General features: G+C 71.7%; 22 protein-coding genes and 2 pseudogenes. 9 read left to right on the top strand and 15 right to left on the bottom strand.

Features of this window, described 5'->3' with window-relative positions; all coding sequences use genetic code 11:
* Window positions 1–23 precede the first annotated feature (23 nt).
* Window positions 24–356 (bottom strand): hypothetical protein, encoded by a 333-nt coding sequence (locus tag ACFY01_RS28805; protein WP_390738657.1) that lies wholly within the window; start codon window positions 354–356, stop codon window positions 24–26.
* A gap of 199 nt (window positions 357–555) precedes the next feature.
* Here ACFY01_RS28805 and ACFY01_RS28800 point away from each other — a divergent pair, with 199 nt between their 5' ends.
* Window positions 556–1,311, top strand: a complete 756-nt coding sequence (locus ACFY01_RS28800) for a DUF389 domain-containing protein (RefSeq protein WP_390738656.1) — start codon at window positions 556–558, stop codon at window positions 1,309–1,311.
* 47 nt (window positions 1,312–1,358) lie between these two features.
* A complete protein-coding gene (locus tag ACFY01_RS28795; protein ID WP_390738655.1) occupies window positions 1,359–3,197 on the top strand; it encodes a glycoside hydrolase family 15 protein in 1,839 nt (612 codons plus the stop codon).
* Between the two features lie 31 nt (window positions 3,198–3,228).
* Here ACFY01_RS28795 and ACFY01_RS28790 read toward each other — a convergent pair whose 3' ends face one another.
* The 8 genes and pseudogenes from ACFY01_RS28790 to ACFY01_RS28755 form a co-directional block, all read right to left on the bottom strand.
* Window positions 3,229–4,275: a cytochrome d ubiquinol oxidase subunit II gene (locus tag ACFY01_RS28790; RefSeq protein ID WP_390738654.1), complete on the bottom strand. Its 1,047-nt coding sequence runs from the start codon at window positions 4,273–4,275 to the stop codon at window positions 3,229–3,231.
* Entirely contained in the window at window positions 4,272–5,702 is a 1,431-nt protein-coding gene (locus tag ACFY01_RS28785; protein ID WP_390738653.1) for a cytochrome ubiquinol oxidase subunit I, read from the bottom strand. Before ACFY01_RS28785 ends, ACFY01_RS28790 begins: the two co-directional genes overlap by 4 nt.
* A gap of 7 nt (window positions 5,703–5,709) precedes the next feature.
* Entirely contained in the window at window positions 5,710–6,504 is a 795-nt protein-coding gene (locus tag ACFY01_RS28780) for an SDR family oxidoreductase (RefSeq protein ID WP_390738904.1), read from the bottom strand.
* Window positions 6,505–6,689: 185 nt separating this feature from the next.
* Complete coding sequence (locus tag ACFY01_RS28775) at window positions 6,690–8,270, bottom strand: GMC oxidoreductase (RefSeq protein WP_390738652.1); 1,581 nt, start codon at window positions 8,268–8,270, stop codon at window positions 6,690–6,692.
* 94 nt (window positions 8,271–8,364) lie between these two features.
* A complete protein-coding gene (locus tag ACFY01_RS28770) occupies window positions 8,365–9,282 on the bottom strand; it encodes a cyclase family protein (protein WP_390738651.1) in 918 nt (305 codons plus the stop codon).
* A gap of 30 nt (window positions 9,283–9,312) precedes the next feature.
* Entirely contained in the window at window positions 9,313–9,615 is a 303-nt protein-coding gene (locus ACFY01_RS28765) for an SHOCT domain-containing protein (RefSeq protein ID WP_390738650.1), read from the bottom strand.
* Window positions 9,616–9,631: 16 nt separating this feature from the next.
* Window positions 9,632–10,093, bottom strand: a complete 462-nt coding sequence (locus ACFY01_RS28760; protein WP_390738649.1) for a DUF6325 family protein — start codon at window positions 10,091–10,093, stop codon at window positions 9,632–9,634.
* Window positions 10,094–10,160: 67 nt separating this feature from the next.
* Window positions 10,161–10,351 (bottom strand): annotated as a pseudogene (locus ACFY01_RS28755) (hypothetical protein); the annotation flags it as partial.
* 231 nt (window positions 10,352–10,582) lie between these two features.
* Here ACFY01_RS28755 and ACFY01_RS28750 point away from each other — a divergent pair.
* A complete protein-coding gene (locus tag ACFY01_RS28750) occupies window positions 10,583–12,862 on the top strand; it encodes a catalase (RefSeq protein ID WP_390738903.1) in 2,280 nt (759 codons plus the stop codon).
* 52 nt (window positions 12,863–12,914) lie between these two features.
* Here ACFY01_RS28750 and ACFY01_RS28745 read toward each other — a convergent pair whose 3' ends face one another.
* Window positions 12,915–14,621: a multicopper oxidase family protein gene (locus ACFY01_RS28745; RefSeq protein ID WP_390738648.1), complete on the bottom strand. Its 1,707-nt coding sequence runs from the start codon at window positions 14,619–14,621 to the stop codon at window positions 12,915–12,917.
* 99 nt (window positions 14,622–14,720) lie between these two features.
* Between ACFY01_RS28745 and ACFY01_RS28740 the strand changes: the two genes are divergently transcribed.
* From ACFY01_RS28740 to ACFY01_RS28730, 3 genes are all read left to right on the top strand, one after another.
* On the top strand, window positions 14,721–16,253 hold the full coding sequence (locus ACFY01_RS28740; protein WP_390738647.1) for a M1 family metallopeptidase: 1,533 nt from the start codon (window positions 14,721–14,723) through the stop codon (window positions 16,251–16,253).
* Between the two features lie 191 nt (window positions 16,254–16,444).
* Window positions 16,445–18,403, top strand: coding sequence for an N-acetylmuramoyl-L-alanine amidase (locus ACFY01_RS28735; protein WP_390738646.1), 1,959 nt, complete (start codon window positions 16,445–16,447; stop codon window positions 18,401–18,403).
* Entirely contained in the window at window positions 18,400–19,086 is a 687-nt protein-coding gene (locus tag ACFY01_RS28730; RefSeq protein ID WP_390738645.1) for a hypothetical protein, read from the top strand. The genes ACFY01_RS28735 and ACFY01_RS28730 overlap by 4 nt, the downstream gene beginning before the upstream one ends.
* On the opposite strand, the gene ACFY01_RS28725 is transcribed toward ACFY01_RS28730, so the two are convergent.
* A complete protein-coding gene (locus tag ACFY01_RS28725; RefSeq protein ID WP_390738644.1) occupies window positions 19,037–21,136 on the bottom strand; it encodes an FUSC family protein in 2,100 nt (699 codons plus the stop codon). The two genes, ACFY01_RS28730 and ACFY01_RS28725, sit on opposite strands and share 50 nt — an antisense overlap.
* 54 nt (window positions 21,137–21,190) lie before the next feature.
* Complete coding sequence (locus tag ACFY01_RS28720) at window positions 21,191–21,436, bottom strand: WhiB family transcriptional regulator (RefSeq protein WP_390738643.1); 246 nt, start codon at window positions 21,434–21,436, stop codon at window positions 21,191–21,193.
* Window positions 21,437–21,599: 163 nt separating this feature from the next.
* Between ACFY01_RS28720 and ACFY01_RS28715 the strand changes: the two are divergent.
* Together ACFY01_RS28715 and ACFY01_RS28710 are read left to right on the top strand one after the other, a co-directional pair.
* Window positions 21,600–22,263, top strand: a pseudogene (locus ACFY01_RS28715) (hypothetical protein); the annotation flags it as partial.
* A gap of 27 nt (window positions 22,264–22,290) precedes the next feature.
* A complete protein-coding gene (locus ACFY01_RS28710; RefSeq protein ID WP_390738642.1) occupies window positions 22,291–22,716 on the top strand; it encodes an ATP-binding protein in 426 nt (141 codons plus the stop codon).
* 15 nt (window positions 22,717–22,731) lie between these two features.
* On the opposite strand, the gene ACFY01_RS28705 is transcribed toward ACFY01_RS28710, so the two are convergent.
* Together ACFY01_RS28705 and ACFY01_RS28700 are read right to left on the bottom strand one after the other, a co-directional pair.
* Window positions 22,732–23,310 (bottom strand): hypothetical protein, encoded by a 579-nt coding sequence (locus tag ACFY01_RS28705; protein ID WP_390738641.1) that lies wholly within the window; start codon window positions 23,308–23,310, stop codon window positions 22,732–22,734.
* A gap of 119 nt (window positions 23,311–23,429) precedes the next feature.
* Entirely contained in the window at window positions 23,430–23,606 is a 177-nt protein-coding gene (locus ACFY01_RS28700; protein WP_390738640.1) for a hypothetical protein, read from the bottom strand.
* A 135-nt stretch (window positions 23,607–23,741) separates the two neighbouring features.
* Between ACFY01_RS28700 and ACFY01_RS28695 the strand changes: the two genes are divergently transcribed.
* The gene (locus ACFY01_RS28695; protein ID WP_390738639.1) at window positions 23,742–24,644 is read left to right on the top strand and encodes a PhzF family phenazine biosynthesis isomerase; all 903 of its coding nucleotides are present in this window, start codon (window positions 23,742–23,744) and stop codon (window positions 24,642–24,644) included.
* A 2-nt stretch (window positions 24,645–24,646) separates the two neighbouring features.
* Here ACFY01_RS28695 and ACFY01_RS28690 read toward each other — a convergent pair whose 3' ends face one another.
* Window positions 24,647–24,862 carry a hypothetical protein gene (locus ACFY01_RS28690; RefSeq protein ID WP_390738638.1) on the bottom strand — a complete coding sequence of 72 codons (216 nt, stop codon included), beginning with the start codon at window positions 24,860–24,862 and terminating at the stop codon, window positions 24,647–24,649.
* Window positions 24,863–24,991 lie beyond the last annotated feature (129 nt).

The following is a 24,991-nucleotide window of genomic DNA, read 5'->3' as shown; positions in this document are numbered from 1 at the left end:
CGCGGTGCCATGTCTTCCGGCGGTCAGTGGACGATGGTGAAGCTGCGCCACATCCCGGTGGGGTGGACCACTTGGTCCGAGGTCTGCGTGGGCAGGTAGACGCTTCTCCCGCCCGGCGGTTCGGTGCAGTCGGCCGTCGCGTACAGGACGATGTCGTTCTCCGTGTAGTTGTGGACAGCGGTCACGCCCTCGCGGAACCGGTGACAGCCGTCGACCGAAGGATTGGAGATCTTCTCGACGGGCCTGACCCCGCTGCGCGCGTCGATCGTGCCGAGCGCCTGCTCGTCGCAGGCCGTCAGCGCGAGGCCGAGCAGTGCGATGCCGGTGAGCGCGGCCAGCGACCGTGGAACGGGCATCGGGCCTCCTGTGCCGGGGTGAGAGCTGGCTGTGTCGTCCCCACACACCACTATCCGTCGCGTGCGGCGCGCGCGCCCGGTGAGTACGCCCGTTGCGCCTCCATCGGGTGACATCACGCTGAGTCGAAAAGTGGCTCACGGCCATCCAGGGCCTCATCACCCGGCGCCCGCACGGCGAGGCGACGCGGTCGAGTGCGATGTGCCGAGGGGCGCCGCGAACGGCGTGCTGGAGGACCTGCGCGAGCTGGGCGTCGACCGGACGGGGTCGATCGCCGTGGACGGCGTCGACATGATGTTCTCGCGGAGCGCGGAGCGGATCGAGGCCGAGCAGCCGCGCGTGCTCGCCCGCGCTCCGCTGTGGGCCGCGGTCGAGGCCCGCATCCGGGCGGAGGGAACCTATGTGCCGTCCTTCTACCTGTTCCTGGCGATCGCCGGACTCATCGGCGCGGTCGGCATCCTGACCAACTCTCAGATCCTCATCGTGGCGGCCATGGTGGTCGGCCCCGAGTACAGCGCGATCACCAGCATCGCCCTCGGTCTCGACCGGCACAACCGGCGCCGGGTCCGGGAGGGGACGCGTGCCCTGACGGCCGGTTTCCTGCCGGCCATCGTGGTCACGCTGGGTTTCGCGGCGCTGGCGCGAGCCACCGGCCTCCAGTCGAAAGCCCTCGAACTGGGGCTCCGGCCGGTCTCCCACCTCATCGACACGCCGGACTTCTCCTCACTCGCCGAGGCACGCGGCAGCGCCCTGCTCGGCGTGTCCATCTCGGTGACGTCGATTCCCGCCGCCTCCGACGTCGCCGTCTCGCTCGCCTTCGCCGACTGGCACCAGGCATGGGGCTCGCTGGTGCAGCTGCTGCTCAACGTGGTCGTCCTCGTGGTCGTCGGGGTCCTCACCCTCCGTGTGCAGCGACGCCTCTGGCAACGCGCGACGCGGACCCCCGGCCTACGCTGATCTGGGGGGTGCGTTCGGGTGAACCGCACACCGGAAGGGGCGCCCCGATGGACGACTACCCACTGATCGAGAACCACGGTCTGCTGGGCGATCTGCAGACCTCGGCGCTGGTCACCACCGACGGGATGATCGACTGGTTCTGCTCCCCCCGGTTCGACTCGCCGAGTGTGTTCGGCGCACTGCTGGACAAGGAGAAGGGCGGGCACTGCACGATCCGGCCGGCGCACCCGACCCACGCGACCAAGCAGCTGTACCTTCCCGACACGGCGATCCTGGTGACCCGCTTCATGACCGAGGCCGGCGCCGGAGAGGTGATCGACTTCATGCCCGTGACCGGCACGACGGTCACGGGCCGCCACCGGCTGGTCCGCCTGGTCCGCTGTGTGCGCGGCAGCATGACGTTCCACGTGGAGATCGCCCCGCGGTTCGACTACGGGCGCACGGCCCACCGCCTGCACATAACCGAGCACGGAGCGGAGTTCGCCGCGGACGACGGCACGAAGCTCACCGTGCACCCGATCCGTGAACCGGAGGACGACCGGCTGACGGACATGCTCACGGCCCGGGAGTCCGACCTGCATCTCTCGCTGACCCTGGAGGCGGGCCGGCAGCGCGGCATGATCCTGGAGATGGGCGCCGAAGGGCCGCCCGCCGAGGTCCGCGAGGCCGAACACCAGCGGCTCTTCGACGAGACCGCCGGGTTCTGGCGCTCCTGGCTGAGCCAGTCCCGTTACACCGGGCGCTGGCGGGAGGTGGTGGAGCGGTCCGCGATCACGCTGAAGCTCATGACCTTCGCCCCCAGCGGCGCCGTGGTGGCCGCCCCGACGGCCGCTCTGCCGGAGCAACTGGGCGGCGAACGCAACTGGGACTACCGCTTCACCTGGATCCGTGACGCCTCCTTCTCGGTGTACGCCCTGCTGGGGCTGGGGTTCACCGAGGAGGCCAGAGCCTTCATCGTCTGGCTGGGCGACCGGGTCCAGGAGCGGGCCGGCAGTGACGGGAGCACCGGCCCGCTCAACATCATGTACAAGGTCGACGGCTCCTCCGACCTGGACGAGCAGATCCTCGACCACTGGGAGGGCTACGAGCGTTCCGCGCCGGTACGGATCGGCAACGGCGCCGCCACCCAGCTCCAACTGGACATCTACGGCGAGGCGCTGGACAGCATCTACTTCGCGCAGCAGCACGGCTTCCACGTCGGGCGCAAGGGATGGACCTCGCTGCTGACGGACCTGGAGTGGCTGGCCGACCACTGGGACCAGGCGGAGGAGGGGCTGTGGGAGACCCGCGGCGGCCGCCAGGACTTCACCTACGGCCGGGTGATGTCGTGGGTGGCCTTCGACCGCGCCGTGCGCCTCGCCGAGTCGAACGGCTGGCCGTCCGCGGCCGCTCGCTGGCAGGCCGAGCGGGACACCGCCTACGAGCAGGTCATGGCCAAGGGGTGGAGCGAGAAACGTGAGGCCTTCGTCCAGCACTACGGCAGTGAGGTACTGGACTCCTCGCTGCTGCGCATGGCGACGGTCGGGTTCGTCACCCCCGGGGATCCGATGTGGGCGTCGACCCTGGACGCCATGGAACAGGAACTGGTCAGCGACAGCCTGGTCTACCGCTACAACCCCGAGGCCTCCCCCGACGGCCTGCGCGGCTCGGAGGGCACCTTCTCGCTGTGCACGTTCATGTACGTCGACGCCCTGGCGCGCGCCGGACGCACCGACCGGGCGCGGCTGGTGTTCGAGAAGATGATGGGGTACGCCAACCATCTGGGCCTGTACTCCGAGGAGATCGACCCGACGGGCCGTCAGCTCGGCAACTTCCCCCAGGCGTTCACCCATCTCGCCCTCATCGACTCGGCCCTCACCCTGAACGAGGCCCTCGACCGGCGGTAGCCGTCGCCTGTCGGCAGGTCACGATCCTCGGTCACCGCCGGCCTTCGTCGGCGGTGCCGCCGCGGCGCAGGTCGCTGTCGGTGAGGCCCTCCAGCTCGCCGTGGGTGTCCAGCCGGTAGAGCAGGGCGACCGCGGGGACGACCAGCGCGAAGGCGACCAGGATGACGAGCCCCAGCCAGCGCAGTGTGGTGTGGGCGCCCGCTCCGTCGGCGACGGTCAGCGTGGTGGGGATGAGGTACGGGCGCTGTGCCATGCCCCAGGCGATGACGGCCGAGGCGACCACGCCGACGGCGGTGACCCGGGACCAGGCGCCGGAGGGCCGGGTCAGCAGCCACACGGTGGCGAGCGTGCACAGGGCCGCCAGGACGACGAAGACGAGTCCCACGCCGTGCGTGAGCCCGTGCCACACGTACGGCGCGTCCCCGGAGGTGACGGCCAGGGTGATCACGGCGAGAGCGGTGACCATGACCAGCGCACCCAGCGCCCGCCGCCGGAAGTAGGTGTCCAGGTCCGGCGTGCCGAAGCGCCGGGCGTCCGCGGCGAGGAAGACCGCGCCGAGCAGGGCCGTGGTCGCCACGGCGAGCAGGCCGAACAGGACCGATGTGGGGTTGGACCAGGCGTCCGCAGACGCCTGGGTGCCCGCCGTCACCCGGCCGGAGGCCACTCCCCCGGCCGCGGCGCCGAGGAAGAACGGCGTCAGCAGCGAGGAGACGGCGAACATGGCGCCGTACAGGCGCCGTCCGGCAAGCCGCCGGGTGGGCTTGCGCAGGGCGAAGCCGGCGCCGCGCAGCACGATGCCCACGACGGCCAGCGCCAGCGGCAGCCACATCGCGGTGAACACCCGCTGGAAGAAGACGGGGAATCCCGTCCACATGATGACGAGTACGAAGATCAGCCAGACGTTGTTGACCTCCCACACCGGAGCCATGGCGTGGTCGATCAGCCATCGGGGGCGCTTGCCGCGTTCCGCCCCGCCCGCGGTCAGGTCCCAGAAGCCGGCTCCGTAGTCGGTGCCGCCGGCGCAGGCGTAGGCGACGACCGCGAGCAGCAGCACGACGGCGATGACACCGGCGATCACAGCCGGCTCCCGGTGGAGCGCGGCCCGTACGGGGTGTCCGCCTCCGGGGTCCGGCCCGGCGGTTCGCCCTCGTCCTTCTCGTCGGCGAGCCGCCAGCGGGCGCGCATCTTCAGCAGCACCAGCAGGAAGGACGCGAAGACGACGACGTACACGACGACGACCAGGCCGAACATGGTCCACAGGGCGGCGGAACGCGTCGACGTCACCGCCTCGGCGACCCGCATGTTCTGGTAGACGATCCATGGCTGGCGGCCCACTTCGGTGGTGATCCAGCCGCATTCGACGGCGACGACGGAGGCGACGCCGGCCACGGCGGCGCACCGGTAGAACCACGGTGAGCGGGGCAGCCCGCGGCGGCGCAGCCGGACCAGGGCGTACCACAGGGCGAGCAGGACCAGCAGGGAGCCGATCCCGACCATGGTGTCGAAGGTCCAGTGGACGATGGTGGCCTGGGTGGGCGTCGGCCGGTCGCCGGCCGGGACCGAGGTCAGCCCGGTGACCTGGGTGTCCGGGCGGAAGCCGGCCAGGATGGAGTCGAGCTGCGGGATCCTGATGCCGCCGGAGATGGTCCCGTCCGGGTGCAGCCGGCCGTAGAGGTACTCCGGTACGTGCGTGTCGGTCTTCCAGACGATCTCCGTGGCGGCGAACTTCACCGGCTGCTTGTGGAACACCTGCCGGGCGATGGAGTCGCCCAGCACGAACTGCACCGGTGTGCACACGGCGGCGAGCGTGAAGGGGATCGTGAAACCGAGCCGGTGGTACCGGTCGCGTCGGCCGCGCAGCCATCCCATGGCGTAGACGCCCGCCGTGACGTATCCGGCCGTCACGAACATCGCGAAGACGAAGTGCCAGTACTCCGGGCCGAACATCGGCGTGAAGATCGCCTTGCGGATGTTCACGTCCACGGGGTTGCCCGCGGAGTCGAGGCTGAAGCCCCGCGGGGTGTTCATCCACGAGTTGGCGGCCAGGATCCCGAAGGCGCCGAGCAGGGCGGCGAACGGCAGCGGCAGTCCGAGCAGGAAGTGGGTGCGGGAGGGGAGCCTGCGCCAGCCGTAGAGGTAGACGGCGATGAGCACGGCCTCCAGGAAGAAGGCCCACGCCTCGACCCCGAACCCGATGCCGAACACATCGCCCCACCTGCCCATCATGCCCGGCCACAGCAGCCCGAACTCGAAGGACAGCACGGTGCCGGTGACGACGCCGATCGCGAACTGGACAGCCATGACCGCCGACCACCGCCGCGCCAGCAGCAGGGCGGTCGGATCACCGCGGCGCAGACCGTAGCCGTGCATGATGAGCGTGATCAGCGGCAGCGCGACGCCCAGCGGCACCAGGACGATGTGCGAGGCGAGGGTGAAGGCCATCAGCGATCTGGCCGGGAGCGTCTGCGGCGGCACGTCCGCCAGCCAGGTGAGCGTCGTGTGCATCCGTGTGTCAGCCGCCGGTGGCGAAGCCGGGGAAGAGGGTCATCCCGCCGTCCACGAAGAGGGTGGTGCCCACGACGTAGTCCATGAGGTCGGAGGCGAGGCCCACGACGGCGTTGGCGATGTCGTCGGGGTCGCCGACGCGGTCGTAGGGGATCAGCCGCAGGAGGTCCTTCTGGGCCTCGGCCGTCTCCCAGGCGCTGCGGTTGATGGGCGTCTTGATGGCTCCGGGGGCGACGGCGTTGACGCGGATCTTCTTCGGGGCGAGTTCCTGGGCGAGGGTCTCCATCATCATCTGTACGCCGCCCTTGGAAGCGGCGTAGTTGACGTGCCCCGCCCATGGGATGACCTGGTGCACCGAGCTCATGCAGATGATCTTCCCGGCGGCGCGGGACACCTCGGGGACGACTCCGCGCCGCAGGAACTCCTTGGTCGCCTCCCGGGCGCAGAGGAACTGCCCGGTGAGGTTGACGTCCAGGACCTTCTGCCACTGGGCGAGGCTCATCTCGGTGAACGAGGAGTCGCGCTGCATTCCGGCGTTGGCGACGAGGATGTCGATCGTTCCGAACTCCTGGACCATCCGGTCCATCATGGCGACGACCTGGTCCTCCTTGGACACGTCGGCCTCGTGGGCGGCGGCCCGCACGCCGAAGGAGGTGATCTCGTCGACCACCTTCTCGGCCTCCTCGGCGCCGGCCACATAGTTGACGACCACATCGGCCCCGGCCCGGCCGAGGGCGATGGCCGTCGCCCTGCCGATTCCGGAGTTCGCGCCGGTGACCAGCGCCTTCTGGCCCCTGAGCAGGTGCGCGGGAATCACGCCCTGGGGTGCGTCCTCGGTGGAACTCACGATGACCTACTCCTCCGTCGCGTGGCCCGGGTTCTGGGCGCCACCCCATCACCGTGGCCGGGCGGCGGCACCCCGGAAGGCCCCGGGATGCGCCGACCGGCTGACGATGTCGCCCGGCCGGGCCGCTCGCCGGCCGCCGGTCAGCCCAGCCGCTCCAGGATGTGGTCTCCCACCCGCAGGGCGTTCGCGATGGCCGTCAGGGACGGGTTGACCGCCCCGATGCTCGGGAAGAAGCTCGTGTCGACGACGTACAGGTTGTCCACGTCGTGGGCCTTGCAGTTGACGTCCAGGGCGGAGGACGCCGGATCGGTGCCGAACCGGACCGTGCCCGCCTGGTGCGCGGTCGCGCCGATCGGCATGCCCTTGTGCAGGTAGATGCTGTGGGACAGCAGGCGGTGCTCATGCATACCGAGGTGGCCGAGCATGTGCTGGAGCTTGTGCCGCAGGCGCTTCAGACCGGCGATGTTGTTCTCCTCGTCGAGCGTCAGCCGGATACGGCCGTCGTCTTCCAGGGTCACCCGGTTGTCCGGCTGCGGCAGGTCCTCCCCGCACAGCCAGAAGTCGACGGCGTGATGGGCCAGAACCTCGAAGGGCATGTCCGGTGCGGCCGCACCGGCCCAGCGCGGGGCCTCGCCGTGGATCTGCTCGGCGTCCGACTTGCCGAGCATCTGGATGCCTCCGAGGGGGTACTCCCAGTCGTCCGCGCCCAGGTACCAGTCGTGCAGGGCGAGGGTCTTCTGGAACTGCGTGTCGTTGGGCTCCTTCGAAATGGCCATCAGGGCGAGGTTGTTGTGCCGCATGTAGTGCCGGCCGACCACGTCCGAGCTGTTCGCCAGCCCGTGCGGGTGCCGGTCGCTGGCCGAAGCCAGCAGCAGTACGGCGGAGTTGACCGCCCCGCAGGCCACCACCACGATGTCCGCGGTGAACCGGGCCTCCTCCTCGCCGGGGAGCCGGGTGACGACCGTGGTGACGCTGCGGCCCGCCGGGTCGGTCTCCAGCCTCGTCACATGGGCTCCCGTCACCATGTCGACGTTCTCGTGCCGCAGTGCGGGTTCCACGCAGATCACCTGGGCGTCGGACTTGGCGCGGACCAGGCAGGGGAAGCCGTCGACCCGGTTGCAGCGGATGCAGGCGCTGGAGTGGGTGGCCTGCCCGTTCTCGTCCTGGGTGAGGTTGACCCCGATGGGCAGGTGGAAGGGGTGCAGTCCCTGCTTCTCCAGGTCGTAGCTCAACTGCTGGATGCGCGGCTCGTGTTCCACCGGCGGGTAGGCGTACTGTGCGCTGCACGGCCCTTCCCAGGGGTCCTCGCCGTGCCGGCCGTGCACCAGGTACAGGTGCTCGGCCTGGGTGTAGTACGGCTCCAGGTCCTCGTAGCGGATCGGCCAGGCGGGAGAGACGCCGTCGTGGTGGCGCAGTTCTCCGAAGTCCTCCGGCCGCAGCCGGAACAGCGCCGCCCCGTAGAACTTCGTGTTTCCGCCGACGTAGTAGTTGACCTCGGGCGGGAACTCCTTGCCGTGCTTGTCCAGCCAGAACTCGTCGGCCCGGTACTTGCCCTTGACGAACACGGCCGTGGACTCCCAGTTGTCGCGTTCGCGCCGCAGGTAGTCACCGCGTTCGAGGACGAGCACCCGTTTGCCCGAGGGAGCGAGCCGGTGGGCGAGCGTCCCGCCGCCGGCTCCGGTGCCGATGATGATGATGTCGTAATGGGGGGAGTCGCCCATGGCGACCACCGTCCTCGCGTCGTCATTTGACCCATTTCGAACGTATCGGCCCGGAGGCGATGCGGCACGTGGAGCGGACGGTGCCCCGACGCGGTCACAGGACGGCGATCGGGTTGACCGGGCAGCCGGTGGCCGCCGGCAACCGCAGGGGGGCGACCACGCACAGGAAGTGCCAGCGGCCCAGCTGTGCGCACGCCGCTGCCAGCTCCTCGAGGTCGAGCCAGTCCATGAGGTGCACCCCCAGGGCGTTCACGGCCAGTACGTGCACCGGGAACGGGACTCCCGCCACCGTGCTGGGGGCGGTGTCGTTGTTTCCGTCCGAGCCCAGCGCGGCCACGCGCCGCTCGGCCACCACGGTCACCGCCGTCGGGTGCAGGCCCGCCCGTGCCCGAGCCGTGTCCCAGGCACCGAGGCTGCGGCGGCGACGGCGGTGCCCGACCCGCACGAACAGCAGGTCTCCCGGGCCTGCCGTGACCTCCTGGGCCGCTTCGGCCGCACTGAGATCGCCGGCGGTCACCTGGTCGCCGGGGTCGAGCCACGGCACGCCCCGCAGACGCGGGATGTCCAGGAGGACCCCGCGGCCGACGATGCCGTCCCGCACCAGGTCCAGCGTGAGCGCGCCGGCGCCGTCCGGTGTCACGCTGCTCGCCGGGACACCGCCGTACAGTTCGCCGTCGAACATCACGTGGCACAGCGCGTCGAGGTGACTGTCGGCGTCGCCGTGCACGTTCATGGCGAACCGGTCGCGGGCGAACCGCAGCCCTCGCTCGTCGTCGTCCGCCCGCTGCGCCGACGCGGTCATCGTATGCCGGGCGGGCTCGGGGTTGTCCGGGCCCGGCGTGGTCTCGATGGGGGCGGCGAGCGACACGGTGCGGCCGCGGCGGACCTCGCCGGCGGCGGCCAGCACCCGCTCGGGGGTGAGGTGGCCCAGCGCGCCGCGCTGCGGATCCGCTTCGTGCCGTGCCTGATCGCGCAGCCGGCGGTACAGGGACCGGAAGTCAGCCTCGGACATCGTCCGCCGGTCACTGTGCATCACGGCGGGTCAGCCGAGCACCCGGCGCTTCTGGGCCTCGAACTCCTCCTCGGTGAGCACCCCTTGGGCCTTCAGGTCGGCCAGCTGCTTCAGCTGGTCGATCTTGTCGGTCATGTCGTCGGTGACCGGTTGCGACACGGCGGGCGGCGGGGCGGCGGGCGGCGGCGCCGCGGCCTGCTGGGCCGCGGCCTGCCACTCGTAGTCCTGCTGGGCCCACCGGCCCGCCTGCCGCCGGGAGACGCGGTTGGACACCGCGGTGGCCGTACCCGCGACCACCGCCGTGCGGGCGACCCCGCGAAGAAGTCCTGGCATGCTCACTCATCTCCCATCAGGCGGCCACAGGCCCGCTCGGGGGGGTCGTCGGTTCGGTCGCGTCCAGCGACGCCAGCAGCGCCTGCACGGGGATGCGGCCGCTCGCCACCAACTGGGCTCCTTCGCGCCGGAGAGCACGGGCCAGCGGCGCGGCCCACACGTTCTCGTACACGAGGACCGCGGCGGAGTTGCCGGGCTCCAGCGCGGCACCCGCGTCGTCCAGGTCGCTCTGGTCCAGCACCCCGGAGGAGGCTCCCTCGAACACCGTGAGATCGATCTCGTCCCCGATCTCCTGGAGTTCCATCGCGGTGACCGACCCGTCGGTGTCCTTGCGGACGAAGACGAGGTCGATGATGCGGATGATGTTGCGTTCGACCAGATCGACGAGCAGGGGGAGGCCCTCCCCCGTCAAGCGGCTGCCAGGGAACTCGACGATCAGATAGTCGACGGGTCCCATTTCCTCGAGGTCATCGGTCATGGCCACTCCTCGGAGGCGGACGGTCCCTCCAGCCATTGCAACACCGGGCCCAGGGAGCCGCACGTCCAGAGATGAAGGGCGGCTGCGCCGGCTCCTCCCGGCGCAGCCCGGAGTACGGCGGCGCGGCCCGGCGGGCAGCCCCACGTCGGCGGGGGTGATCCGCTCCCGCCTGCTGCGCGGGAACGCGCCGGTCTCGTGGAGCGGCTCAAGGCCGCGACCCCGCTGCGCCGCTCGGCCGGCCCCGAGGAGATCGCCCAGGCCACCGCCTGGCTGCCCGGCGACCGCGCCTCGTTCGTGACCGGCGCGGTCCTCCCCGTCGATGGCGGCGCACGGGCCCGAGTCCGGCGTGGTCACCCCGCCGGTGCCCACCGTGGTGCACGCGGTCCCTCACCGTGCCAGGTTGGCGTGAGCAATGGGCTTTTGGGGTTACTTGTTCTCTCTGCGGGCTCCATGGCTCCAGTCCCACGACCACGAGAAGGAACGGCACTGATGAGCGAGAGCAACCCCATCAAGCGGGCGGCGGACAAGGTCACCGAGACGCTGCGGAGCGACGGCGCGGGCCCGGCGGGGGGCATTCCGGGGAAGCCGGGTCCCGAGTCGCCGTCGGTCGCGGAGCCGACGGAACCCCGGGACCCGCTGCCGCCCAAGCCGGACCAGAGCGGGCCGGACACGTTCTCCCCGACGGGACAGCCGACGGACACCGACCAGGAGCGGCTCGCCCAGGGAGGACGTCACCTCACCACGGCCCAGGGCACGCGGCTGTACGACACCGACCACTCGCTCAAGGCCGGTCCGCGCGGCCCCGTGCTCCTTCAGGACCACCACCTGCGCGAGAAGGTCATGCACTTCGACCACGAGCGCATCCCGGAGCGCGTGGTCCACGCCCGCGGCGCGGGCGCGCACGGCGTCTTCCGCAGCTACGGCACGGCGGCCTCGGTGAGCAGGGCCGCGTTCCTGGCCAAGGACGTGGAGACGCCGGTCTTCGTGCGCTTCTCCACGGTGCTGGGCTCACGCGGGTCGGCCGACACCGTGCGCGACACCCGTGGCTTCGCCACGAAGTTCTACACCAGCGAGGGCGTGTTCGACCTGGTCGGCAACAACATTCCGGTGTTCTTCATCCAGGACGCCATCAAGTTCCCCGATGTCATCCACGCGGGCAAGCCGCACCCGGACCGGGAGATCCCGCAGGCCCAGAGTGCCCATGACACGTTCTGGGACTTCGTCACCCTGCACACCGAGGCCACCCACCACACGCTGTGGAACATGTCCGACCGGGGCATCCCGCGGTCGTTCCGCACGATGGAGGGGTTCGGCGTCCACACCTTCCGCCTGGTGGACGCCGAGGGCGCCACCACACTGGTCAAGTTCCACTGGAAGCCCAGACTGGGTGTGCACTCCCTGGTGTGGGAGGAGGCGCAGATCGTGGGCGGCGTCGATCCGGACTTCCACCGCCGGGACCTCGCCGACGCCATCGAGGCCGGCGCCTTCCCCGAATGGGAACTGGGCATCCAGACCTTCCCCGACACCCCCGAGCAGACCTTCGAGGGCATCGACCTGCTGGACCCGACCAACATCGTGCCGGAGGAACTCGCCCCCGTGCAGCCCGTCGGGCTGCTCACCCTCAACCGCAACCCGTCGAACTTCTTCGCGGAGACCGAACAGGTCGCCTTCCACGTCGGTCACCTCGTCCCCGGCATCGACATCACCGACGACCCGCTGCTCGCCGGGCGGCTCTTCTCCTACCTGGACACCCAGATCACCCGGCTCGGCGGTCCCAACTTCTCCCAGCTGCCCATCAACCGCCCGCACGCCGAGGTCAACGACATGCTGCGCGACGGCATGCACCAGACCGCCGTCCACCGCGGTGCCGCTCCCTACCGGCCCAACTCCCTGGACGGCGGCTGCCCGTTCACCGCCGGAGCGGACCTGAGCGCGTTTGTCGAGAGTCCGGTACGCGTGCCGGAGGCGACGAAGACCCGGGAGGCACCCGAGTCGTTCGCGGACCACTTCAGCCAGCCCCGACGGTTCTGGCTCAGCATGAGCCCCGTCGAACGCGAGCACATCATCGGCGCCTATACCTTCGAACTCGGCAAGTGCTACGAACAGGCCATCAAGGAGCGGGCGTTGCAGGTCCTGGCCAACATCGATCCGGAGCTGTGCGCGGCCGTCGCCGCGGGCCTCGGCCTGCCGGCGCCCGCGGCCACCGTCCCCCTGGCCGACGTCGAGCCCAGCCCGGCCCTGTCCCAGGTCGGCCGCACCTGGCCCGCCGACGGACGCGTCATCGGCATCGTCGCCGGGCCGGACGGCGACCTGGAGGGCGTGGGCGCCGTGCGTGAGGCGGTCCTCCAGGGCGGCATGGTCCCGCTGGTCGTCGCCCCGGCCGGCGGCAGCCTCGGCCGCGGTTCGAACGAGCTGACCGTGCAGCGCAGTTACGCCACGGCGCGCTCCGTCGAGTTCGACGCGGTCCTGGTGGCCGGGCCGCCCGGAGTGGGCTCCGACGGCCACGGCGCCCGCGACGCCAAGGCCGGCGTCGCCGTCCTGGAACAGGTGGCCGTCGATCCACGAGTCGCCCTGCTGCTGAACGAGGCCTTCCGGCACGGGAAGGCCATCGGCGTCTGGGGCGGCGGCGAAGCGGTCCTGGCGGCGGCCGGCGTACCGACCGACGCCGATGGCGTCATCACCGCCGACGCCGGCCCCTCCGCCCTCCAGGAGGTCATCCGCCTCCTGGCCGCCCACCGCGTCTGGGAACGTTTCCCGGCCACGGTCTGACGTGCCCTCCGCCTGGCCGCCCCGGCCGCCCGCGGGGCGGCCGGCGGCCCGGTCATTTCCGGTAACCGAGGATGGTCATCATTCCGGACTCGGAGTGGTACTGGTTGTGGCAGTGGAGCATCCACAGGCCCGGGTTGTCGGCGTTGAAGTCGACGACCATCTTGCGGTGCGGCAGCAGGATGGAGGTGTCCTTGCGGGCCCCGAGACCGTCGAGGCCGCGCAGCGCGAACGTGTGGCCGTGCAGATGCACGGGGTGCCACATGTCGGTGGCGTTGATGAGGGTGAGCCGGACCCGTTCGCCCTGCCGGACCGGGCGGCGCTCCTCGACGGAGTAGGGCCGGTGGTCGAAGCCCCAGTTGAAGGCCTTCATGTTGCCGGTCAGCCTGATGCGCATCTCGCGGTCCGGCTCGCGGTGGCACAGGGCGACGGACTCGTCCGGCACGAGCCGTCTGGCCGGCACGGTCTTGCCCTCCAGTTCATCCGGATGCACGGAGGACCGCGGCAGGCCCCCGCCGCTGGTGCGCAGCACGGCCATGGCCCTGCCGTCCTTGCCCTCCGCCAGCGCGACCAGCGGGAACACCCCGTCCTTGGCGGTGATCAGCACGTCGTAGCGTTCGGCCATCCCCAGCAGCAGCGCGTCCGTCCGCTTGTGCTCGCACGGGTAGCCGTCCGTGTGCGTCACCGTCATCTCGTGGCCGCCCAGGGCGACCCGGAAGGCCGTCTCCGCGCCGGCGTTGATGATGCGCAGCCGGATACGGTCCCCGGGGCGGGCCCGGAAGACCGAGGGATCGTGCGCGAGGCGCCCGTTGACCAGGTAGAACGGATAGTCGACGCTGCCGCCGTCGCTGTGCAGCATACGGCTGTGGGAGTCGTGGAGCAGGCGGGAGGGGCTCTTGGGCCTGCCGGGGTCCCAGTCCCCCGCCTCGTCCCACGTCTCGTGGCCGGAACCGTCGTGTCCCCCGCCGTGCTCCTCGTCGTCGCCCATGTCCATGCCCATCGGCGCACGCTTGCCGTGGCGCAGCTCCGCGAGCACGCGGTCCGGGGTGGAGCCCTGCACGCCGTCCAGCCAGTCGTCCAGGACGACCACCCACTCCTTGTCGTACGACAAGGGCTCCCTGGGGTCCTCGACGATGAGCGGCGCGTACAGGCCGCGGTCCAGTTGCAGCCCCGAGTGGGAGTGGAGCCAGTAGGTGCCGGGGTGGGTCACGGCGAAGCGGTAGTTGAAGTCCTCGCCGGACCGGATGGAGCGCTGGGTCAGGCCCGGTACGCCGTCCATGTCGCAGCGCATCCGCACCCCGTGCGAGTGCAGCGTGGTCGACCGGGGCAGCCGGTTGGCGAGGGTGAGGTCGAGGATGTCGCCCGCGTGGATCCGTACCTCCCGGCCGGGCAGCCGGTCGTTGTACGCCCACGACCTCACCATCAGCCCGCCCAGGTCCAGGAACGTTTCACCAGCGGTGAGCCGGAACCTGCGCACCGGTCCCTGGCCACGTTCCCGTTCGGCCTCGAGGACCTCGGGATCGGACGGGTTCACGTACCCCGCGGGACCCCTGGGGACGAAAACCTCGCCGTGGTTGCCGGCCGTCCCGGTCCCGGGACGGGAGCCCGGCGCCGGGCGGGGAGCCGGGCGGGCGTACGAGCTGCCCGCCGGGTGGGAGCCGGGCTCCGAGCGGGGTGCGGACCCGGAGCATGCGGTCAGGATCCCCGAGCCGACGGCCACGATCGAGGCACCGAGCACTGTGCGCCGTGTGTGTGTCTGCATGAATGAATAAGACACGTTTTATGACCATATGTGTGAGAACTGGCGCGGCGCGTCTCATGAATCGCGGGCGCCGACGACACCGCGGCCGATAGTGCGGCTATGCAGATCGCCATCGCCGGCGCGTCCCTCACCAAGCGCCGGGTTCTCACCCTGGCCGTCGCCGGCGCCGTCGGCATCGCCGGTGCCGGCGTCCTCGTCGGCACCCTCCCGCACGGGGGCCACCACTCCCCCGCCCCCGGCCCCTCCGCCGCCTCCTCCGGCTCGGCCCCCTCCCCCGGCGCCCCCGGCATCGGCGACCCGCTGCTGCCGCTCGACGGCAACGGGGGCTACACGGTCCGGCGCTATGTGCTCGGCTTCGACTGGCGGGCGCCGCGGACCCCCTTCGACGCCGCCACCACCATCAGCGCCACCGCCACGCAGGCCCTGTCCCGCTTCGACCTCGACTTCGCCGGCAACACCCTGCGCACGGTCACCGTCGACGGCGTGCCGGCGGCCGCCGTGCGCGAGGGCGACGAACTCGTCGTCACCCCCGCGAAGCCGATCCCCCGGGGCGCCGGCTTCACCGTGCGGGTCGCCTACACCGCCGACCCGACGCTGCAACGCCACCGCCGCGACGCGATCGCGGACTACGGCTGGGTGCCCACGCCCGACGGCACCGTGCTGTGCCCGCAGCCCGACGGCGCGAAAATGATCTTCCCGGCCGACGATCACCCGAGCCTGCGCGCACCGGTCACCTTCCGCATCACCACTCCCCCGGGCATCAGCGCCGTCGCGAACGGCCGGCTCGTCGAACGCGTCCGGCGGCCCGACGGACGCACCCGGTGGACGTACGACTCCGAGCAGCCCGTCGCGGCCCAGCTGGTCCAGATGGCGATCGGGAGGTTCACGGTCGTCGACACCACCGGCCCGCACGGGCTGCCCGTCCGGGACGTGGTCCCCGACGGCCTGGTCGCCGGCACGGAGGACTACCGCTCGCTCACCCCCGGGCACCTGGCCTGGCTGGAACAGCGGCTGGGCCCGTACCCCTTCGGCCGGTACGGGGTGCTGGTCGGTGACACCGACCTGCCGGTGGCCCTGGAGACGCAGTCGCTGTCCGTCCTGCCGAGCGCCGATCTGCTGGGCGACCGGGTCCACGCCGAACGCAACCTCGTGCACGAACTGACCCACCACTGGACCGGGGACAGCGTCGCGATCCGGCGGTGGTCGGACCTGTGGCTGAGCGAGGGGCACGCCCAGTTCTACGAACGCCTGTACTCCGACGCGCACGGCGGCGACAGCATGGAGGCCGCGATGCGGGCGGCGTACGAGCGGCACGACCAGTGGCGGCACGACGACGGGGCACCCGCCGAACCCACCGGGCCGACCCTGTTCCGGCAGATCAGGTACGACGGCTCGGCGCTGGTGCTGTACGCCCTGCGGGAGGAGGTCGGTGAGGAGACCTTCGGCCGGATCGAACGGTCCTGGGTGACCAGGTACCGGGGCCGGGCCGCGGGCACGGCCGACTTCGTCGCGCTCGCCTCCGAGGTCGCGGGGCGGGATCTGAAACCGTTTCTGACGCCGTGGCTGTACGGGAAACACACCCCGCCGATGCCCGGGCACCCCGACTGGCGGACCGACCCGGTCGAGGACTGAGCCGCCGGCCGCCGCGGTCCTCGTACTGCCGCCGACCGAGTGGCGTGTGCCGGGCGGCTGGTCCACGTGGTCGACGCTCGGCGCGACGCGGTGCGCGGAGCACGGAAACGTACGAGGGGTGGCGTGAAGGGCAACTTTCCTTGTCCTGCTTGCGCTTGTCCTGTCGCGACGAGCCCGTTGGAGACACCTGCATGAGAAGACGCGTCGCCCCCCGTGTCCTCATCGCCGTACGCGAGCACCGTCTGACGGCCTGTGTGGCAGCGTCGGCAGCGCTCCTGATCCCGGTCCTGGCCTTCCCACCGACCGATTCCGAGGAAGCGGCCGACCAGCATCTTCAGAACGACTTCACGGCCGCCGCGGACGAGTTCCACGTGCCACGCAGCGTGCTGATGGGCGTGTCCTACCTCCAGTCGCGCTGGGACTCCCATCCGGGTGTCCCGAGCGTGAGCGGCGGCTACGGGCCGATGCACCTGGTGGACGCCGACGCGGGGCGGGCCGCGGGGCAGCGGCCGCAGGGCGAGGCGGGGCCGCCCGCGCAGCCGCCCGACGCGGGCCGCGCCCAGCCGCCGGCCGAACTGCGCCGGGCCGCCGACCTGATCGGGGTGCCGGCGAAGCGGCTGCGCACGGACACGACCGCCAATGTGCGCGGCGGGGCCGCCCTCCTGGCGGCGACCCAGCGACAGCTCGGCAAGCCGCTCAGCGACAACCCGACGGACTGGTGGGACGCGGTGGCACGCTTCTCCGGCAGCAGCGACACCGACGCGGCGGCGACCTACGCCAACGACGTGTTCGGGGTGATCAGCAAGGGGGCCCACCGCATCACCGACGCGGCGCAGAACGTCACGCTCCCCGCCGACCCCAAGGTGCGGCCGCACGCCTCCCGCCCGGCGGACAAGCGGCCGAAGGAGGTCGAGTGCCCGCCGGAGCTGGCCTGCTCCTGGCTCAGCGCGCCCTACGAGCAGACCGACGACGCCTACGGAAACCACGACCTGGCCGACCGGCCCTGGGACGAGAAGATCGAGTACATCGTCATCCACGACACCGAGGCGTCGCTGAAGTCCATGTTCCAGACGGTGCAGGATCCGACCGAGGCGTCGTGGCACTACTCGATCCGCTCCAGCGACGGCCACGTCACCCAGCACGTCAGGACCAAGGACTCGGCCTGGCACTCCGGCAGCCAGTTCGTGAACGCCCACTCGATCGGCATCGAGCACGAGGGGTTCCTCACGCAGCCCGACGCCTGGTACTCGGAGAAGATGTACCGGGCCTCGGCCCGCCTGGTGCGTTACCTGGCGAAGAAGTACGGCATCCCGCTCGACCGGCAGCACATCTTCGGCCACGACAACGTACCGTCGCCGACCGCTTCGTCCATCCCCGACATGCACGAGGACCCCGGCCCCTACTGGGACTGGCGGCACTACTTCGACCTCCTCGGCGCCCCCCTGCGGGCCACGGCCGGGCCGGACAGCCCCATGGTGATGGTGCTGCCGGACTACGCCACCAACAATCCGCGCTACACGGGATGCAAGGGCAGCGGTGTGCCGTGCGGACCACACGGTTCGAGCGCCGTCCGCCTGCACACCGAGCCGAGTGAGAACGCCCCGCTGATCCAGGACCCCGGCCGCCGCCCGGACGGCGAGGACTCCACGGAGGACGTCAGCGACCTGGGGTCGCGGGTCTCCACCGGCCAGACCTACGCGGTCGCCGACCGCAGGGGCGACTGGACGGCGATCTGGTACCTGGGCCGCAAGGCGTGGTTCGACAACCCGAAGAAACACCCGACGGCCGTCGGAGCGAGCGGCCGGATGGTGACACCGAAGGAGGGGCTGAGCGAGATCCCGGTGTTCGGGCGCGCCCTCCCTGAGGAGGACGCCTACCCGGACGGGTTCCCGGAGCAGACCGAGTCGCCGCTTCCGTACAGCCTCCTCGCGGGCCAGCGGTACGTGACACAGTCCACCGTCACCGGTACCGACGTCGACAGATCGTCCTTCGTGCAGACACCCAACCCGGTGATCAACGGCGAGGAGCAGTACTACGAGATCCAGTTCGGCCACCGGCTCGCCTACGTCCGGGCGAGTGACGTGGACGTCGTGACCGCGCCCGCCGCGGCCGGACCGCCGGGAGAGACGACACCCTCCGCCCGGCGGTGACGGGGACGGGGGCCGGGGTGCCGCCGCCCTCCAAGGACGCGCTCAGCACACCCCGGGCGGCGGGGCTCGCCGGGATCCTCTTCGGCCTGCTGCTGGGCACCGCCATCGTGCTGGTCAGGGTCGCGGTGCCGGAGCAGCCCACGTCCGCCGGCTCCTGGCTGACCGACTCGTCGCGGCGCGCCACCGTCCAGGTCGCCCTGGACCTGGTGCCGTTCGCGGGGATCGCCTTCCTGTGGTTCCTCGCCGCGGTGCGGGACCGGATCGGGGAGCGCGAGGACAGGTTCTTCGCCACGGTCTTCATCGGCAGCGGGCTGGTGTTCACGGCGGTGCTGCTGGGCGCGGCCGCGGCGGCCGGCGGGATGCTGGCCACGGCCGGCGAGGCGGGCGGGAAGCTGTGGGACTTCGGCCACAGCATCGTCTACTCCCTCCTGACCGAGTACTCGATGCGCATGGCGGCGGTGTTCGCGTTCTGCACCTCCACCATCGCCCGACGGCTGCACGTGCTGCCGCGCGCCCTGGTGTGGCTGGGCTGGCTGGTGGGGCTGGTACTGATCGTGGGTGCCGGAACCGTGGCCTGGCTGGAACTGGCGTTCCCGGTGTGGAGCGTGCTGCTCGGCGGGTACCTGCTCGGCGCTACCCAAACGACGTCCGGGGCGTCGACAGTGAGCGCTCGATACCGGTGAACTGGCTGTCGATGCCCGTCAGCCACACTTCGAGATCGACGACCGTGGGCAGGGCCGGACGGTGCGGCGGTGGCGGGGCGAGCGGTGCGCGGCCGGCAGCGGTGCACCGGGCCCGGCCGAGGAGTGCGGCGATCCGGTCGGCGTCCGCCGCGAGCTCCGCGGCCGTCCGGCGGGTCCAGGCGCACGCGGTCCCCGGCACCTCGCCCAGCGGCTCCTCGAAGCGCGGCAGCCGTTGTGCCCCCAGTACGGTCGTGTAGGCCACGACGAGGACCGCGTGCCAGTCGGCGCGCACGCCCTCCCGGTTCGCGGGCGGCTCGCCGCAGAACTGCGCGTAGGCGGACTCCGCCAGGCGCAGGTGTTGCTGGACCGGCCAGGTCCGGGGCGGGGAGGGGCGCCGGTCCGGTGCGGGCAGCAGGGTGTCGACCGTGACGGGGATCAGCGCGCCGCACGAGCGCAGCAGGCTCGCCATGGTCCGGTGGACCTCCCGGCGGGCGCCCGCCGGCCAGGCCAGCAGTCCGCACAGCAGGCCGATGGCGCTGCCGGTGACGACATCGACCAGGCGGGCTTCGGACAGCCGCCAGGTGGTGGGGGCGATCTGGGCGAAGACGAGGGAGACCACCAGCGTGAACAGTCCCTGCGCGTAGGCGGTGCCGAGCAGGGGTCCCAGCGTGAAGGCGATGAGCATGCCGGGCACGAGCAGGGCGGCACAGGCGTCCTGGTGCCGACCGACCGCCAGGAGCAGCGCGCCGGCCACGACCGCCCCGGCCAGGGTGCCGATCACGGCCTGGTGCACGGCCTGCCAGGTGGCACCGGCCGTGGTGCGCCCCAGGGTGAGGACCGCCAGGAGGACCCAGAACCCGTGGGTGAGGTCGAGGCTTCCGGCGACGAGCCGGGCCGCCGCGAGACCGCAGGCGACCCGCACGGCGTTCTGGAACCACACCGAGCGGGGCGTCATGTTGCCGGCGAACCGGTGCGCCCACAGCCGGGCCGTGGACCGGTCCGCGTACCAGAAGAACTCGTGCGGCGGATGCCCCCTCGGACGGCGCTCGGCGGCGATGCCCACCGCGGTCACCGCGATCCAGGTGGTCTCGGCCAGGGCCAGCACGATCGCCTGCCGCCGCTGGACACCCGTGTCGGGGCCCGGGTCCGCCGGATCGCCGGCACGGCGGTCCCGGTCGGCCTGGAACCGGCGTATGGCCTCCTCCAGCGGCCCGGCCGGCGGTGGCCGCCCGCCCGTACGCAGGGCCGTGCTCGTGGCGGCGCACATGGAGGCGACCCGGTCGAGGAGTGCCGCCGCCGACGGGTCCGGCACGGGAGGCGTCCCGGGCGGCGCGGACACCGCGGCCAGGGACGCGAGGTGGTCCAGCATCCGGCGGGTGGCGGCACCGGCGTGCGACAGCGCCCGGTCCCGGCGGCCCGCGCCCGCCGGGCGTTCACCGGGCGCGATGTGCGACGGCCGCAGCGCCTCGCCGCGGTCACGCAGGTGGGTGAGCGAGGCGTGCGCCGGTTCCGCCGCCGCCCGCGCCGCCGTCTCCAGTACGCCGGAAAGACGCCACCGGTAGCTCTCCGCGGGCGGTCCGGGCAGGAGGAGGGTCTGGCAGAGCGCGATGAGCACGACGCCCACGGCCAGCCCGGTCAGCCGGGCGCCCAGGGTCTCGGGGGCGTAGGGCGGGAAACACGCCAGGATGTAGAAGAGCTGGAGTGCGGGCGCGGCTCCAGCCGGGCGGGGGCCGGCCACCGCGGCGAAGCTCAGCAGGAAGCCGGTGACGAGCATGCCGGCCACGGCCGCCGCGGTGCTCGCCGCGAGCGCCGTGCCCAGGGCGACCAGGAGCGCCCCGAACGGCAGGGTCCGCAGCGTGACCGACGCCTGCTCGCGGCCGGTGCCGGGGATGGCGGACAGCACGCCGAGCGCGATGGGCGCGAAGAGTGCGTAGAGCGCCGCGACGGGCTGTCCGAGGCCGTAGAGGAGCACGAGGAAGCCGGTGCCCGCCGCGCAGCTGACCTGGATCGACCGTCGTACGATCACCGCACGGTCCGGCCGACGCCCCATGGCTCCCATTCTCGACCCGCCGCAGACCGGGCGCACGCGGCCGGGTGCCGCACATCAGTGGTCGAAGGCGGTGCCTCTCGCCGGTGACAGCGCTCGCCGCTGCCCTGCGGTCAGTCCGCCCCACACGCCCTCGTACTCCCGGTTGCGCAGCGCCCAGGTCCGGCATTCGTGCAGTACGGGGCAGTGGCGGCAGATGTTTCTGGCCTGCTCTGTCTGCATCAGCGAGGCGCCTTCCTCACTGACCGGGAAGAAGAGTTCGGGGTCCTCGGAGCGACAGGCGGCCCAGGTTCGCCAGTTCACGGTGCCCTCCACCTGGTGTTCATGTCGTTCGGAAGCGGTGAGACGGCAGGATGCATCCTGCGCAGGTGGCCTGGTGAGCGAAACCGTACAGACCATATCCGTCCATGGCAGCCCCGCGGTCGGGACCGGGCCCGCTGCGTTCCGGCAGTCGTGCGGTCACCGCGCTCCACACGGTCGTCTACGCCACCTGGTCACCGGGCTCGTCGTGCCCTACGTCGTCTTCGAGACGGCGTACTCCCTCTTCACCAGGTGGACCTGACCTGGTTCCTGGCGGCGTTGTTCATCTGGCGGTTGACCACTGCCGTGTGGCAGCGGGTGCGCCATCCGCTGCCGCTCGCGCTCGCCCTGGCGGCGTTGGCGACGCTGTCGCGGCCTACCGGGCGGCCCCCCGGTTCGACCACGCCTGGTTCTTCCACCGCGACAGCGCCGCGTAACTGGGCGTGCCCGCCTGGTACGGGCCGGTCATGACCCTGGCCGTCTTCGGCTGCACACTGACCCTGGTCGCTCGCTTCCTCTCGTGGGTACCCGGCCGTCGCACCTGGTTCACCGCGCTGGGCGCGGGCACTGTCTACGGCTGTCTGCTGCACGGCTTCGTCGTCCAGGCCGCGAACCACTGGCACTGCTCCCGGCTCGCCTGGACCGGTGAACCCCTCGGCGAGCTCACCGTCACCCTCGTCGCGGGCCTGCTGGCCACCGCGCTGTGCACCGCTCCGGTCCGCCGCGTCTTCCGCTGCGCGGTGGAGCCCCGGCTGGACTGGGCGTTCCGCCGGGATCCTGGCCGGGCGGCGCCTCCGCGTCAAAGCGCGACGGGTGGGTATACGCGCTGACACGGCCACGGCAGGGAGGCGACAGGCGTGGGTGAATCCTCACTGAGGGCGGTGGGCTGGGCGCGTTCCCTGCCGCTCGACAGCAGTGTCAAGACGGCCCGTGACTGGGCGCGCGGCCATCTGCGCTCACTGGGCTGGACGGAGACGGCGCCCGACACCGTGGACGACGTGCTGCTGACCATCTCGGAACTGGTCACCAACGCCCATGTGCACGCGCACAGCGCCGCCCACCTCGTACTGACGTGGGACAGCCGGTGTCTGCACGTGTCCGTCCACGATTCCTCCCCCCGCCTGCCCGCGCCCCGCCCGCCCTCCGCCGAGCGGACGAGCGGGCGGGGCATGCTCCTCATCGACGCGCTGGCCGACACCTGGCAGGCCCGCCCCTGCCCCGACGGGAAGGTCGTCCACGCCTGCTTCCGGCCGCCCGCCCCGGCGCCGGAGAGTCAGGGCTGACGGGAGCCGTCCCGCTCACCAGGTGTGGGCGACGTCCACCACCAGCCGGTCGGGCAGCGTCAGCACCCGGAACGGAAGCCGCGCCCGCACCCCGAGCCCGACCTGCGTGACGCCTTCGAAGCTGGACCCGAACTTCGTGTCACGGAAGGTGTGGTAGCCCGTCAGGTCGACGCCGGGCAGTGCCTTGCCGGGCCGGCCGGGATAGGTGGTCTGTCCGGTCTCCGGGTCGTACGCGGTGGCGCCGACGTTGATCTCGAGGATCGCCCCGCCGGACACCGGTATCACCGTGCCGGACGGATCCTGGCGGAACACGTCGACGTACGCGACGGAGTAGGACAGCGGGCCGGTGCCCGAACCGACGTCGAAGACGATGCGGTCGTAGCAGTCGTGCCGCCCGGTACGGACGTCGGTGAGCGAATGCGGCGCCAAGTCGGCCGTGCCGTGCTCGGGCAGGCTGCCCCAGCCCGTCGGGCACGTGGTCGCGGCCGTAGCGGCGGTCCGGCCGGCGGCGGATGCCGTCGGGGCCGCCAAACCCAGAGATCCCACTGCCACCAGCACGGCCGCCGCGGCCGCCGTCTGTCGTCCCTTGCGCATGATTTCCCCCTTGCTGTGGCGCTTTCCCACGATGCGTCACCCCTTTGACCTCCGGCACGTCCGATTGGTTGTGCGGCTGCCGGGTCGCGGACGTGAGCGCCGGAAGCGCCCGCGGGGTGTCATCGTCTGGGGCCGCGCACCGTCCACGCGCTGCCGATGCCCGCGAGGTGCAGAGCGAGCAGGGTGAGGCCGAGGAGCATGACGTTGGTCGAGGTGAAGGTGTCGTTGGTCGAGATGTCGGCCGCGTTGATCAGGAAGGAGATGAAGAACAGAACCGCCGAGATGATGGCCAGCATGAGAGGTGTCCCTTCGCCGGGAAGAAGTTGTCGCAGCGCGAACGGTGCGTGCGGTACCGTCCCGGATGCCCGCAACTCGTCGGCGCACACGAACGGTTGGGGAAGTGCCGCCGCACCGTGTGGCAACGTGGGGCCATGACCACCGAAAACGACGCGGCGAACCCCGCGAACCAGTTGCGACCGCTCACCGAGACCCTGCGCTACGCGGCCTTCACCCACGACCCCTCGGGCGGCAACCCGGCCGGCGTGGTGCTCGACGCCTCCGGGCTCGACGACGCCGGGATGCTGGCGATCGCTGCCGACGTGGGCTACTCGGAGACGGCCTTCGTCACCCGGCGCGACGAAGCGGCACGGCGGTTCCAGGTCCGCTACTTCAGCCCCCTCGCCGAGGTGGCCTTCTGCGGGCACGCCACCGTCGCACTGGCCGTCGCCCTCGCCGGGCGGCTGGGCGCGGGCGACATCGTCCTGGACACCCCGGCGGGTGAGATACCGGTGGCCACCGGCGTGGGCGAGGACGGCACCGTACGGGCCACCCTCACGAGCGTTCCGACCCGTTCACGTCCCGCCACCGACGCCGAACTGGAGCCGGCGCTCAAGGCTCTGGGCTGGGTCCTGGGCGATCTCGACCCGGCGCTGCCACCGCACGTGGCGTTCGGCGGGAACGACCATCTGGTGCTGGCCGCCGCCACCCGCGAGCGGCTGGCGGACCTGGAGTACGACTTCGACGGTCTCGCCGAACTGATGCGCCGTCACGGATGGACCACCGTCCATCTGGTCTGGCGGGAGTCACCGGAGCGCTTCCACGCCAGGGACCCCTTCCCCGTCGGCGGCGTGGTGGAGGACCCGGCGACGGGCGCGGCGGCGGCGGCCTTCGGCGGGTACCTGCGCGCGCTGGGCCTGGTCACCGGCCCCGCCACGATCACCGTCCGCCAGGGAGAGGACATGGGGCGCCCCAGCGACCTGCTGATCGACGTGACCCCGCAGGACGCCCGCACCCGGGTCAGCGGGCAGGCCGTGCCGATGGCCGCCGGGCTCTGACGCTATTCGGAGCGGCCCCTCATGACGCGCGCCGCCGCCTCGCTCTCGGCGGCGGCGGGCGACAGCTCGCTCAGCGTGTCCAGGTCGGTGTCCACCTGGAGCTCCGTCTCCCAGGCGGCGGCGAGTCTCTCCTGCTCCTCGCGTGACTGCTGCTGGACCTGCTCCCGGTCGTGCGGGCTCAGGGCGGCCAAGAATCGCTCGACGGTATCGATCGGCATCCTGTTCTCCTCGGTGACGCAACCCCGCTGACGGAAACCCGAACCCCAGCCGAATGGTCCGGGCCGCGGGTGGGGGCGGTGCCGGAACCGGCCGGTGATTCGCCCGCGTTCACCCGCGCGGACGAAGCG

The organism is Streptomyces sp. NPDC001480, assembly GCF_042894725.1.
Lineage (GTDB): Bacteria > Actinomycetota > Actinomycetes > Streptomycetales > Streptomycetaceae > Streptomyces.
Note: the sequence above shows the minus strand (reverse complement) of the source record. Positions and strands in the feature narration are given on the sequence as shown.

What these genes read in the sequence shown, in the direction of transcription:
- ACFY01_RS28805 (WP_390738657.1), bottom strand. Translation starts at nt 356, where the DNA reads ATGCCCGTTCCACGGTCGCTGGCCGCGCTCACCGGCATCGCACTGCTC.
- ACFY01_RS28795 (WP_390738655.1), top strand. Translation starts at nt 1,359, where the DNA reads ATGGACGACTACCCACTGATCGAGAACCACGGTCTGCTGGGCGATCTG.
- ACFY01_RS28785 (WP_390738653.1), bottom strand. Translation starts at nt 5,702, where the DNA reads ATGCACACGACGCTCACCTGGCTGGCGGACGTGCCGCCGCAGACGCTC.
- ACFY01_RS28775 (WP_390738652.1), bottom strand. Translation starts at nt 8,270, where the DNA reads ATGGGCGACTCCCCCCATTACGACATCATCATCATCGGCACCGGAGCC.
- ACFY01_RS28770 (WP_390738651.1), bottom strand. Translation starts at nt 9,282, where the DNA reads ATGTCCGAGGCTGACTTCCGGTCCCTGTACCGCCGGCTGCGCGATCAG.
- ACFY01_RS28765 (WP_390738650.1), bottom strand. Translation starts at nt 9,615, where the DNA reads ATGCCAGGACTTCTTCGCGGGGTCGCCCGCACGGCGGTGGTCGCGGGT.
- ACFY01_RS28760 (WP_390738649.1), bottom strand. Translation starts at nt 10,093, where the DNA reads ATGACCGATGACCTCGAGGAAATGGGACCCGTCGACTATCTGATCGTC.
- ACFY01_RS28750 (WP_390738903.1), top strand. Translation starts at nt 10,583, where the DNA reads ATGAGCGAGAGCAACCCCATCAAGCGGGCGGCGGACAAGGTCACCGAG.
- ACFY01_RS28745 (WP_390738648.1), bottom strand. Translation starts at nt 14,621, where the DNA reads ATGCAGACACACACACGGCGCACAGTGCTCGGTGCCTCGATCGTGGCC.
- ACFY01_RS28740 (WP_390738647.1), top strand. Translation starts at nt 14,721, where the DNA reads ATGCAGATCGCCATCGCCGGCGCGTCCCTCACCAAGCGCCGGGTTCTC.
- ACFY01_RS28735 (WP_390738646.1), top strand. Translation starts at nt 16,445, where the DNA reads ATGAGAAGACGCGTCGCCCCCCGTGTCCTCATCGCCGTACGCGAGCAC.
- ACFY01_RS28725 (WP_390738644.1), bottom strand. Translation starts at nt 21,136, where the DNA reads ATGGGGCGTCGGCCGGACCGTGCGGTGATCGTACGACGGTCGATCCAG.
- ACFY01_RS28705 (WP_390738641.1), bottom strand. Translation starts at nt 23,310, where the DNA reads ATGCGCAAGGGACGACAGACGGCGGCCGCGGCGGCCGTGCTGGTGGCA.
- ACFY01_RS28700 (WP_390738640.1), bottom strand. Translation starts at nt 23,606, where the DNA reads ATGCTGGCCATCATCTCGGCGGTTCTGTTCTTCATCTCCTTCCTGATC.
- ACFY01_RS28695 (WP_390738639.1), top strand. Translation starts at nt 23,742, where the DNA reads ATGACCACCGAAAACGACGCGGCGAACCCCGCGAACCAGTTGCGACCG.
- ACFY01_RS28690 (WP_390738638.1), bottom strand. Translation starts at nt 24,862, where the DNA reads ATGCCGATCGATACCGTCGAGCGATTCTTGGCCGCCCTGAGCCCGCAC.